General features: G+C 73.7%; 11 protein-coding genes. 5 read left to right on the top strand and 6 right to left on the bottom strand.

The window, feature by feature from the left end; all coding sequences use genetic code 11:
* Window positions 1-51 precede the first annotated feature (51 nt).
* Window positions 52-1653 (bottom strand): hypothetical protein, encoded by a 1602-nt coding sequence (locus ACQP03_RS20315; protein ID WP_433457972.1) that lies wholly within the window; start codon window positions 1651-1653, stop codon window positions 52-54.
* Window positions 1654-1949: 296 nt separating this feature from the next.
* On the opposite strand from ACQP03_RS20315, the gene ACQP03_RS20320 reads away from it, so the two are divergent.
* Window positions 1950-2366, top strand: coding sequence for a hypothetical protein (locus tag ACQP03_RS20320; RefSeq protein WP_433457974.1), 417 nt, complete (start codon window positions 1950-1952; stop codon window positions 2364-2366).
* 157 nt (window positions 2367-2523) lie between these two features.
* A complete protein-coding gene (locus ACQP03_RS20325) occupies window positions 2524-3096 on the top strand; it encodes a TetR family transcriptional regulator (protein WP_357125422.1) in 573 nt (190 codons plus the stop codon).
* Window positions 3097-3123: 27 nt separating this feature from the next.
* On the opposite strand, the gene ACQP03_RS20330 is transcribed toward ACQP03_RS20325, so the two are convergent.
* The gene (locus ACQP03_RS20330; protein WP_357392561.1) at window positions 3124-4521 is read right to left on the bottom strand and encodes an acyl-CoA synthetase; all 1398 of its coding nucleotides are present in this window, start codon (window positions 4519-4521) and stop codon (window positions 3124-3126) included.
* 134 nt (window positions 4522-4655) lie between these two features.
* Window positions 4656-5204 (bottom strand): glutaredoxin domain-containing protein, encoded by a 549-nt coding sequence (locus tag ACQP03_RS20335; RefSeq protein ID WP_357392562.1) that lies wholly within the window; start codon window positions 5202-5204, stop codon window positions 4656-4658.
* A gap of 72 nt (window positions 5205-5276) precedes the next feature.
* Between ACQP03_RS20335 and ACQP03_RS20340 the strand changes: the two genes are divergently transcribed.
* The 3 genes from ACQP03_RS20340 to ACQP03_RS20350 all read left to right on the top strand — a co-directional run bounded on the left by ACQP03_RS20340 (window position 5277) and on the right by ACQP03_RS20350 (window position 7965).
* Complete coding sequence (locus ACQP03_RS20340; protein WP_357392563.1) at window positions 5277-6461, top strand: hypothetical protein; 1185 nt, start codon at window positions 5277-5279, stop codon at window positions 6459-6461.
* A gap of 203 nt (window positions 6462-6664) precedes the next feature.
* Window positions 6665-7270 (top strand): response regulator transcription factor, encoded by a 606-nt coding sequence (locus tag ACQP03_RS20345; RefSeq protein WP_357125411.1) that lies wholly within the window; start codon window positions 6665-6667, stop codon window positions 7268-7270.
* A gap of 110 nt (window positions 7271-7380) precedes the next feature.
* Complete coding sequence (locus ACQP03_RS20350) at window positions 7381-7965, top strand: response regulator transcription factor (RefSeq protein WP_357125408.1); 585 nt, start codon at window positions 7381-7383, stop codon at window positions 7963-7965.
* 10 nt (window positions 7966-7975) lie between these two features.
* On the opposite strand, the gene ACQP03_RS20355 is transcribed toward ACQP03_RS20350, so the two are convergent.
* The 3 genes from ACQP03_RS20355 to ACQP03_RS20365 all read right to left on the bottom strand — a co-directional run bounded on the left by ACQP03_RS20355 (window position 7976) and on the right by ACQP03_RS20365 (window position 11653).
* Window positions 7976-9382, bottom strand: coding sequence for an ATP-binding cassette domain-containing protein (locus ACQP03_RS20355; protein ID WP_433461193.1), 1407 nt, complete (start codon window positions 9380-9382; stop codon window positions 7976-7978).
* Between the two features lie 347 nt (window positions 9383-9729).
* The gene (locus ACQP03_RS20360; protein WP_433457978.1) at window positions 9730-11457 is read right to left on the bottom strand and encodes an ATP-binding cassette domain-containing protein; all 1728 of its coding nucleotides are present in this window, start codon (window positions 11455-11457) and stop codon (window positions 9730-9732) included.
* A 76-nt stretch (window positions 11458-11533) separates the two neighbouring features.
* Window positions 11534-11653 (bottom strand): SapB/AmfS family lanthipeptide, encoded by a 120-nt coding sequence (locus ACQP03_RS20365; RefSeq protein ID WP_013734295.1) that lies wholly within the window; start codon window positions 11651-11653, stop codon window positions 11534-11536.
* Window positions 11654-11657 lie beyond the last annotated feature (4 nt).

Raw genomic sequence — 11657 nt, forward strand, 5'->3', positions numbered from 1 at the left:
CACGGTTCGATCTGGTGATCGGACCGTGGGCGGGACCAGGTGCCGCGGTGGTCAGCCGAAGCAGTTGGGTACGGGTGGTGCGCTGGGCGTGCAGTTGGTGGGTCGGTTGCCGCTGATGGCCGACTTGTCGTCCACGGTGACCTGACCACCGTCGTTGAACACCCCGCCCGGCGCCACGACGGAGACGTTCTCCGTCACCTTGGTCTGGGTGAGGGTGAGGGTGGCGTTGTTGTAGATTCCGCCGCCGCGCGAGTTCGTGCCGAAGGCCTTGTTGCGGGCCACGACGGTGCGACGCAGCACGACCACACCGCTGCCGTTGTAGACGCCGCCGCCGTTCTCGATGGTGCTTCTCGTGCTGGCGGCGTTCTCACTGATCTGGCTGTCCTCGGCCACGAACTGGCCGATCTGGTTGAACACACCGCCGCCGCGTTGGCCGGCGTCATTACGAACGATCTTGCCGTGCTGGAGCTGGAAGGTGCCGTCGGTGAAGATGCCGCCGCCCTCGCTACCGGCCGTGTTCTCGGTGACCTCGATGTTCCTGGCCGTGGTGGTGCCGTTGATCCCGGTGCGGATGCCACCGCCGCGGAAGCCGGCGCTGTTGTGGTGCACGCGGACGTCGTCGAGCACGGCGACGCTGGAGTTCGACAGGCCACCGCCCGCGCCGCCGATCGGCAGGATGACGACGGTCCCGATCGTGCTGTTGTCGCTGAGCCTGGTGTTCCGCACCGTGAGGTTGCCGTTGTTGTAGACGCCACCGCCGTCGAACAACGCGCCGTTGTCGCTGATCCGGCTCTCGTCGTCGCCGTACCGCTCCCGGTCCTTGCCGTCCTTGCCGTCCTTGCCGTCCTTGCCGTCCTTGCCGTCCTTGTCATTGCCACCGTGGTCGCCGCGGCCGAGGATCCTGGTGTCGCCGAAGTTGGCGATCCCACCGCCGGTGCCGTTGGAGTGGTTGAAGACGACGTCGATGTTCTCCAGGGTGGCCCGACCGCCGACGTCGACGCGGATGCCACCACCGCCACCGCCGATCCCGCTGGTGTCGTCGCCGCCCTTGATGGTGGCGTCGCGCAGTTTCAGGTCACCGCCGGCCCCCACCTCGAGGATCCGGAACGGCGTCGCGGCGGCCGCCCGGACGATCGTGGAACCGTTGCCGTCGATCGTGATCGGCTGGGTGACGATGGGAAGTCCGACGGGGCCGAACGGCACGGGCGGCTGGGGCGCGGACGCGTTGAGGGTGTAGGTGCACCCCTTGGCGAGCCGGAGCTTCGCCCCGTTGCCGGCGTTCGCGCGGACGATCGCCGCGATCAGCTCGTTGGCGCCGCACGGCACGTCCCAGGCGTCCCGGCCGCCACCGCTCCAGTCGTCGTCCCCGCGCTCCTTGTCGCCCCCGTGCTCCTTGTCGCGACCGCCCGGATCGTGCTTGCCGCTGTCGTCGTCCGCCGCCCGGCTGCTGCCGGCGAGGACCTGTTTCCCGAGCAGTCCTCCGCCCGCTCCGAGCGCTCCGGTCAGGCCTCCGGGCACGCCGACGGCCGCCAGACCGGCGACCCCGGTCAGTCCGGCCACCCCGGCGACGAGCCAGCGGGCCCGGCGCCTCTTGGCCGGACGTGGCTGGTCTGCCGCCGCATCGCTGACGTTCGGGTGTCGATGGTTGGACATATCTGGCCCTTCTCCGTACACCGTGTCTCTGCACGCCACAGTCGGCGCAGACAGCGACAAATCGGTTGTCGCTCCCACGGGGAACGTAGCCGAGTCGAACTCACATCAACCGGACTTATACGAAGAAGTCCTACGTTCGACGCAGGAGTGCGCATGACGGCCCCTTGCCTCCGCCACGCCGAAAGGTTATCCTCTAACATGTTAGTCGCTAACTTTAAGGGGTCGTAGCCGATGCCAGCGGGTACGGGTCGCTGGCGATCGGCCTCGCCGGCTGCGGGTTCGGCGTCGGCGCCGTGATGGCCACCTCCCTGGAGGCGGCGGTCGGTTCGGTTGGTGACGACGACGCCGGCAGCGGCTCGGCGGTGGTCAACACGTTGCGGCAGGCCGGTAGCGCCGTGGCGGTGGCCGCGATGGGCAGCGTGCTCTCCGGCGTCTACCAGCGGGACCTTGATCCGGCGCTCGGCGGTCTCCCGTCCACAGCGGCCGACGCGGCCAGGGAGTCGGTGTTCGGCGCGGCCGCCGTCGCCGAGAAGCTCGGACCAACCGGTTCCGCGCTGTTGCGCTCCGCCCAACTGGCGTACGTCGATGGAATGTCGGCGGTCATGTGGTGCTGCTTCGGACTCGCCGTGGTCGGCGCCGCGCTCTGCCTGGCCCTCCTGCCGAAACGCGAATCGTTCGCATCGGTGACACCGCACCGGCCGGGTGCCGGGTGAGCGGCATCGCGCAGAGCGGCGGTTAGGCTGCCACGGTATTCAGACGAATCCGCAGAATGAGGCCCCTGTGAGCAGTGCCGATGCTTCCCGGGCACCGGGATCCGACTGGCGCCGCGAGAAGAGAGAACGCACGCGCCGGCAGCTTCAGCAGAATGCCATGCGGCTGTTCCTGGAGAAGGGTTTCGACGCCACCACTGTCGAGGAGATCGCCGCCGCCAGCGGCGTCTCGCACATGACGTTCTTCCGCTACTTTCCCACCAAGGAGGACGCGGCACTCGAGGACGGCTACGACCCGATGATCGCCGACCTGATCGCCGAGCGTCCGGCCGACGAGCCCGCCATCGACAAGATCCGGCACGCTCTCACGCACGGGCTCAACCAGCTGTACGACAGCGAACGCGAGGTGCTGCTGTCCCGGATGCGACTGGTCTACCAGACGCCGGCGCTGCGGGCCGGCACCGGACAGCGACGCGACGCCGACCAGCAACTGCTCATCAAGGCGCTGGCGCCGACCGCCAGCGGATCCCGGGACAGGCTGCGCCTGCGGGTTCTGGTCGCGGCCGCGCTGGCGGCCACCACGGAGGCCATCCGTTACTGGGCGGAGAGCAACGGCGCCGACGACCTGCGCCACCTCATCAACGAGGCCTTCGACGCGCTGCGCGCGGAGGTGACCCAGGGCGCTTCGGGCGACGAACCCCGCACCGACGCCGCCGCGCCGCGATCGCGATGAACGGCCGGGACCGGCTGGGACTGGTCGTCACTCGGCGAGCAGGTGCTTCTGCACCTTGCCCATCGCATTTCGGGGCAGCGTGTCGAGAAACCTGATCTGGCGCGGCCGTTTGTGGACGGACAGCGTCCGCGCCACGAAGTCGACGAGCTCGGCCGCGCTCACCTGGTCCGCGACGACGAAGGCGGTGACCTCCTGGCCGAGGTCGTCGTTCGGCGTGCCGACGACCGCGGCCTCGCGAACACCCGGGTGGGCCAACAGCGCATCCTCAACCTCACCAGCGCCGATCCGGTAACCACCGCTCTTGATCAGGTCGGTCGACCGACGACCGACCAGTCGATGCACACCATCGGGCGACACGCTCGCGATGTCCCCGGTGCGGAACCACCCGTCCCCGTCGAGCAGCCGGGCGGTCACGTCGGGCTTGCCCAGGTAACCGTCGAAGAGCATCGGTCCGCGAACCCACAGCTCCCCGATGGCCGTCCCGTCGGCGGGTACCGGCCGCCCGTCCTCGTCGAGCACCCGCGTCTCCGCGCCCGGCACGGGAGTGCCGACCATGCCGGGCCGACGGTGCGGGTCATCGGCGCGATTGCTCAACGTGATCAACGTTTCGGTCATGCCGTAACGCTCGACCGGCTGGTGACCGGTGAGCTGGCGCATCCGCTCGAACGACGGCGCGGGCAGGGCAGCGCTGCCGGAGACCAGCAGCCGCGCCGAACTGAGGCGCGCGGCGGCCGTCGGCTGGGCGCAGATCCGCGACCACACCGTCGGCACTCCGAAGTAGAGCGTGCCGCCCGCCTCGGCGTACGCCTCGGGCGTCGGCCGTCCGGTGTGGTGCAGCCGGCAGCCCACCCGCAGCGCGCCGAGCACGCCGAGGACGAGACCGTGGACGTGGAACAGGGGCAGACCGTGCACCAGGAGGTCGTCAGGGGTCCAGGCCCAGGCGTCGGCGAGCGCGTCGATGCCGGCCTCGACGGCACGGTGCGACAGGACCGCCCCCTTGGGCGCTCCCGTGGTGCCGCTCGTGTACATGATCAGAGCAGTGCGTTCGGGGGCCGGCGTCGGGTGCCGGGTGTCCGAGGTACGGCCCAGGTCGACCCGACGGACACCGATCCGCGCAGGTTCGTCCCCGGTGCCGCCGAGCAGCAGTGTCGCGCCGGAATCGCGCAGGATGTGCGCCCTCTCCCGAGGACCGGAGTCGGGCGGCACCGGGACGACGGCGGCTCCACCGAGCAGCGCGCCCACCATCCCCACCACGGTCTCGGCGGTCGCGCTGGCGTGCACGGCGACGACCGGTTCGCCGCGCAGGTCGTCTGCCACCGCGGCGGCGCATTCCCGCAGGCGCTCGGCGGACATCGTCACCGGCCCGAGGCGGATCAGATCATCGACGGTCGGGCTGGAGCGGTCGAGACCGTCGAGCAGGCGCATGGACCGAGGCTACGCCGAATGTCACGCGTACCTGACCGTCAGTATCTCCGGGGCTCACCCGGCGAGCGCGACGCAGCGGACGGACGTCGGTCGCGGCGGTGCGAGCAGTCCGCCCCCGACCGGCGGCGGGCGGGTCAGAGCCGGCGGAGCCGCTCGCGGAGCCAGCCGCGGTCGGGGTTCACCACGGCCTGAGCGTCGAACACGACCGTGGGCACCGTCTCGTTGCCGCCGGTGATCGCCCGAACGGCCGCGGCACCCTCCGGGTCGTGCCATATGTCGACCCAGTGTGCCTGCCGAGCGAGCCGGCCAAGTGAGAAGCGGAGCTGGAGGCAGTAACGGCAGCCGGGGCGCCAGTACACGATCGGCAGCCCGTCCGCCGCGCTGGCCCGCTGCGCTTCGGCGGCCCCCATCGAGCGGGGGAAGGCCCACGGCGACACCCCGAACGCCACCACCAGAAAGATCAGAAACTCGACACCGCCGACCACTGGCGACCCGGCGGCCAGTTGCGAAGCCAGGACCAGCACGCCGAAGGTCGCCGTCAACACCGTCAGGGCCCACCGCCGCACCACGCTGGGGACACTACCGTCGACGACCGGCTGCGCCCGCGCCACCCCGGTGGAGACCGGCCCGACACCCAGCGTCGCCCGGCGTCCATCGCACCCGCCGGGGGGCGCGCCCGACATCCATTGACTGATGCGAATACGTAAGCGCATCGCTACTATGGGTCAGTCTCGAGGCAAGGGGGTAGTGCCCGCGTGCGAAGTCCCGTCAACGGAACCGCGCCGACGTCCGCGCCCGGTCGACCCGCGCCCGTCGTGGCCGACCGACCGCGCGGGCTCGTCCGGCGTCTGGCGCTGTTGGCGGTGGCCGTCGGGGGCGGCTTCGTCCTGGCCCTCCTGTTCCAGGGGCCGGCCAGCGCCGACGACACGCGCGGCGGTTCCGGCGGCGCGCTTCATCGGCAGCTCGGCGCTCTGGTGGAGCCGGTCCGGCAGGTCACCATCACCGAACGCTCCGACCCCGACCCCCGCGGCGGCGTACGCGCCGACGACCCCCGCCGTGGCGGGCGCCACGCTCCGCTGACCGGCGCGATAGCCGGTGTCGTCGGCGCACGCGACGTGCCGTCCCCGACCGCGTCCCGCCGCCCGACGGCGGCCGCGCGGACCTCCGTGCCGCCGTCCCGGACGGCCACCTCCGTCCGGTCCGACGCCACACGGTACGAACGGCTGCGCTCCTCGACCGCGGCCCGCGCGACTCATCGTTCCGCCCACCGCGCCCGCCCACCTCGATCGGCGGCAGATTTCGCACGGCAGCCGGCGACCGCCGCGCCCGATCACCGAGAGCTGCCCGAAGCGCTCGCCTCGCCCGCCGTGGCGGGCCTGCTCACCCCGGTCCTGCGGCCCGCCGTCGACGTCGTGCGCGCCCTGCCGATCGCGCCCGTCGTCCCGGCGCTGCTGCGCGTCGTCGACGCCGTCCTGCCGCCCGCTCTCGGCGCGGTGGTCGTACCCGCGCCGCGTTCACCGGTCGCTCCCCCGGCGCTCGAACCGACCGCCGCGTCGCCCGCCGCCTCGCCCGGCGCGGCGCCCGCACCGGCCCCGCCAACCCCGCCGCCGGTTCCGGCGCTGCCGCCGATACACGCCGCGGCGACGCCAGCACCGGTCACACCGCCGCCGACACCCGTGGCCGCGTACCCACCTGCCATGGCCCCACCGGGCCACCTCGCCGCGCGCCCGGCGCCGCCGGCCGTCGCGGCCTACCCTCCGGGTCAGCCCGTCACCCCGGTCGACCAGGACGCCGCCGGCACCGACGAGGGCTCGGCGCCCGCGCCGGGCCTGATCCGGCCGGCTCACCGGCAGTCACACCCCGGCATCGCCGCGCTCTGCCACCTCGTGCCGCTCTCCGTCGAGAGCCGAACTCCGTCTGGGATCGCCCGCCCGGGCTGAAGCCGGCCGCCGACCGCCGGGCTGCTCGCCCGCGCGGTCGGTCCCACCCCGCTGGCCTGGTCAATGGTGCCCGCGCCCACGCGCCCTGACGGCGTGGTGGGCCCATGGCCGCCCGACTTCTCGCGTACGACGATCGCTGCCAACCCGTGGACACACCGGGTTCGGTGACCGTCGTGACGTGCACCTGAGATCGGAGAAACACGGTGATCCACGTTGTTGTCGCCGAGGACATGGGTTTGCTGCGCGGAGCGCTCTGCGCCGCGCTGTCCCGTGAGGAGGACATGGAGGTGGTCGCCGACGTCGAGGGCGTCGGCGAACTGTTGACGGCGGTCCGCCGGTGCAGGCCGCAGGTGGTGGTGCTGGCGCTGACACCGGAGCTGCCCGACCCGGTGGAGGTGGTCGCCCGGATCAGCGCCGAGGCGCCGCACGCCGCCGTGTTGGCGATGAGCCCCCGGTGGAGCCCGGCCCTCGTGGAGGCGGCGCTGGCGGCCGGCGCACGCGGCCTGGTCGGCAAGGACAGCCCGCTGGTCGAGTTGGTGCGGTCGATCCGCGCGCTCGCGGCCGGGGAGCGGGCGATCGACCCGGCGGCCGCGGTGGCGGTGCTCAGTCCGTCGGAGATGCCGTTGACGCCCCGGGAGTTGGACGTGCTGCGGATGGCCGCCGAGGGTCTGCCACTCAAGGAGATCGCCGGTCGCCTCTTCCTGGCCCACGGGACGGTGCGTAACCACCTGTCGGCGATCCTGCGCAAGATCGGGGCCCGCAACCGGTTGGAAGCGGTGTGGCACGCCCGGCGCAACGGCTGGTTGTAGCCATCGGGGCGGGTCCGTCACGGGCCCGCCCCGTCGCCGTGCGGCCCCAACGAATGCGTGTTTGAATATTGACGTTGAGTGATCGTCATGCAAGCGCGGGAAGGTTCGTCGTGATCCGTACCCTGCTCGCTCTGGACGGGGCCCTGGTGTTGGGGGCGCTGTCGTTCGTCCTCGCCGCCGAGGACGACATCCGTGTCGTGGCGGAGGTGGATCGCGGCGACGCGGTCCGCGCGGCCGTCCATGCCCAGCGCCCGGACGTGGTGGTGGCCGACCTCGATCTGGTCGAGGAGGAGGTGCCCGGTCGCCTGGGCCTGTGCCCCATCCTGATGCTGGTCCACCCGCACCGGGCCCGCCGACTGCGGGGGATGCTCAGCCCGTCCCGGACGGTCGGCATCCTGCGCAACGACGCCGCCCCCCAGCGGGTCGTCGACGGGATCCGCCGGCTCGCCCGCCGGGAGCCCGTCCTCGACGCGGACCTCGTCGTCGCGGCCCTGCACTCGGACGACCCGCTGACCGAGCGGGAGCGGGAGGTGTTGACGCTGACGGCGGCGGGGGCACCGGTCGCCGAGGTCGCGGCGTCGCTCGGGCTCAGCCGTGGGACCGTCCGCAACCACCTCGCTCGGATCGCCCGCAAGGTGGGTGCGCGCACCCGGGTCGAGGCGGTGCGGTTGGCGGGCGAGGCGGGCTGGATCTGACCGGCGGAGGTCAGGCCGGCCGGGTCGCCGGGGACGGCGTCACCGGCTCCTCCCAGCAGCCGACGAGCGCCCGGTAGGTGGCCGAGCGGGTCAGCAACTGCTCGTGCGTCCCCACGGTTGGCGCGTCACCGTCGAGGACCAGCACCCGATCGGCGCGCAGGGCGGAGCTGATCCGGTGGGCGACCACGACGAGGCTGCCGGGCCGTCGAGCGAAGGCGGCCTCGACGGTCGCCTCCAGCGCCGGGTCGAGATGGCAGGTCGCCTCGTCCAGGACCGCCAGCGGGGCGGGCGCGAGCCAGGCCCGGACCGCCGCGACGAGCTGCCGCTCACCGGCGGAGAGCTGGGCCGGTACGACCGGCGCGTCCAGGCCACCCAGGCGGGTCGCCAGGGGGCGTGCGCCCAGCTCGTCGACGGCGACCGCCAGGGTGTCGTCGTCGGCGTCGGGCCGGAGGTAGCGGAGGTTGTCGGCCAGCGTGCCGGTGAAGACGTACGCCTGCTGGGGCAGCAGCACCCGCATCCGGGCCAGGACGGCCGGCGCGGTGTCGGCGACCGGAGCACCGGCCAGGTGGACCGTGCCCTCCTGCGGTGGCACGAGCCCGGCCAGCAGAGCGGCCAGCGTGGACTTGCCCGCGCCGCTGGGTCCCACCACGGCAAGGTGATCGCCGTTGGCCAGCGTCAGCGAGAAGTTCCGCAGGATCGGCTCGGCGCTCGGGCCGTACCGGAAGGTCAGTCCCCGGACCTCGGCGGCCGGTGACCCCCCGACCGGCCTGGTCGACCGGCGCGGGCCGGGAGTCTCCCCCGTGGGCGCCGGCCGGTGGGGATAGACGCGCAGGATGTTCTCCAGAGTGACCGCGTAGCGCAGCCCGCCGCCGCCGAGGCCCTGCACGAGGGTGTGCACGGCGGGTTGCAGCCCGGTGGACACGTAGATCAGCGCCCCCAGCACCGCGCCCGCCGTCATTCCGCGCTCGACCAGCCACGGAGTGGCCACGAGCAGCACCACCAGCGGTGACCATCCGCCGATGCCGAGGCTGAGGCTACGGATCACCGCCATTCGGGCGAGGGTGCGCTCGGCGGCGGCCTGCGCCGACACGTGCTGCTCCACCTCGGACGCCACGCGCGCCTGGGCGCCACAGGCCAGCACGTCGCGGTGACCGGCCAGCGCCGTCGCGGCCGACTGGCCCAACCGCTCGCCCGCGCGGACGTACGCCCGCTGGTGCGCGACCATGGCCGGCAGAGCGGCGAGAAACACGGCCAGGCCGGCGACCAGCGGCGCGGCGGCCAGCGCCGCCGCCACCGGCGCGAGGGCGAGGAGGCCGAGCAGGGCAGCGCCAGCGGAGAAGAGGAAACCACGCGTGACCATCAGCAGGCCGGCGAAGGTGTCCCGGACGATCTCCATCTGGTGGGTCAGCCGGGTCATCGCCGCGCTGTCCGGGCGACCACCCGCGCGGGTGGCGTCCCGGAGCGCGCCCCGCACCACCTGGGCGGCCACCTCGTCGCGGAACGGCTCGACCACCGCGCCGAGGCTCCGGTACGTCCGGCCGGTCGCCGCCGCGCCGACCAGCACGGCCACGGCGAGGACCCCCAACCACGCCAGCCCGTCGACGAGACGCCCGGCCAGGAAGCCGTGGTCCACGGCACGGGCGACCAGCAGGCCGGCGAGCAGCGCCGGCAACGCCTCGACGAGCGACCACCCGCAGAGACGGGCGAGGTCAGCTCGGCGGGCCCGCAGCGCCCGCCAGGTCACCCGGCGCACGGTCAGCGGGGTCACGATCCACCGCCGGCCGGCTCGAACACGGCCCGGTAGTCCGGCTCGGCCCAGAGTCGCCGGTGCGGCGCCAGCGCGCGCAGCCGACCGCCGTCCAGCCAGGCGACCAGGTCGGCGCGGGCCGCCGCCGCCGCCCGGTGGGTGACCACCAGTCGGGTCCGCTCGCCGGGGCGCCCGACGATCGCTTCGGTGATCCGGTGTTCGGTCGCCGTGTCCAGGCTGGACGTCGCGTCGTCCAGGATGAGCAGCCGCTCGGCGGCGAACGCCCGGGCCAGGCCGAGGCGTTGGGTCTCACCACCGGAGAGCGGCGCGTCCACCAGCGGTGTGCGGTACCCCTCGGGCAGCCGGTCGATGACGTCGGCGACCGCCGCCAGACGGGCCGCCCGCAGAACCGCCGGCGTGGCGGGGCGCGCGTCGGCCGGTGGCACCGCGACGGCGCCCGGCAACGCCAGGCCGACCGCGTCGTGGACCGTCGCGCCGATCAGCACCGGCTGGTCGAAGGCGTAGCCGACGGCTCGGCGCAGCGCCGACGCGTCGAGGTCACGCAGCGGCACGCCGTCGAGGAGCGCCGTACCGTGATCCGGGTCGTGCAGCCGTCCCGCCACGGCCGCGAGGGTCGACTTGCCGGCACCGGACGCGCCGACGACGGCCACGGTCGCGCCGGCCGGCACGTCCAGGTCGATGCCGTCCAGGATGGGCCGGCCGTCATCGCCGTACACGCGCACGCCCCGCAGTCGCAGCGCGCCGCCGCCGGGCGGTAGGGGCCGGTCGCCGCTCGTCATGGCGGGCTGTCGCAGCGGTTCGGCGACCCGGTGCGCCCCGGCGCGGCTGCGCACCAGGTGGTTGAGCGTGGCGAGGACCGCACCGAGGCCGGCGCCCATGGCCGCGTACCGGACGGCGGCGACCAGTTCACCGGGCGTGAGCCAACCGGCCGTCAGGGCGTACCCGCCGACCGCGACGACGCTCAGGTGCAGCAGCGGCGCCACGGCGGCGGTACGCGCGCTCGCCCGGGCCAGCAGGTCCCAGGTACGTCGGCCGTGCCGGCCCAGCTCCGGCAGGGCCGCCAGCACGCGGGCCTCCTCGCGGTGGACCGTGGCGGCGGCGGCGATGGTCCGGGCGCCGGTCAGCGACTCCAGCAGTCGGCCGGCGATGACGCCGAGCACCCGTTGGTAGCCGGCCGTCGCGGCGGAGGCGTCGGCCACGAAGGCGCGCATGAGGACGGCGAGCAGGCCGAGGCCGGCGAGCAGGGTGATCCCCAGGATCGGTTCCAGGAGGGCGAGCGCGACGACGCTGCCGAGGGGCGGCAGCACCGCCACGGCGGCCAGGACCACGGCGTTGCCGGCCTGCCCCGCGTCGGCGGACTGGCCGACCAGGCGACCGACGAGATCGCCCACCGGGTACCGGCGGGTGGCACGCACGTCCAGCGCGAACAGGTGGCGCAGCAGGTGGCGGCGCAGTCCGGCGGTGGCGCGGGCGGCGCCGAATCCGCTGGCCAGGTCGGTCAGGGCGTCGACGCAGACGAGGGCGACGACCAGGCCGCCGGCGGCCACCGCCCACCAGAGCGGGCCTCCGGTGAGGGCGGCGTCGACGGCGCGGCCCAGGGCCGCGGGAAGCAACAGTTCGGCGGCCGCGCCCAGGAGCGCGACCGCCGCGAGCCCGGCGGTCCAGCCGCCGCCAGCCAGGACCGTTCGCCGCAGCAACCGGTCCCCCGCGTCGAACGTCGACATCGCTCCTCCCGGTGCCACGCGGTCGCCCTGGGTGGGCACGTCTACCCACCCAGGGCGATCACGTTCGTGCGACGGATCAGTTGCAGGTCGTGACGGAGAGCGAGCTGTCGCCGCAGAGCAGCAGGCTCGCCCGGCTACCGCCACCCGTGCGGTCGGCCGGAGCCATCTCCAGGCCCTGGAGGTCCAGAAGCGCCATGTCG

This window comes from Micromonospora sp. CA-248212, assembly GCF_050948405.1.
Lineage (GTDB): Bacteria > Actinomycetota > Actinomycetes > Mycobacteriales > Micromonosporaceae > Micromonospora.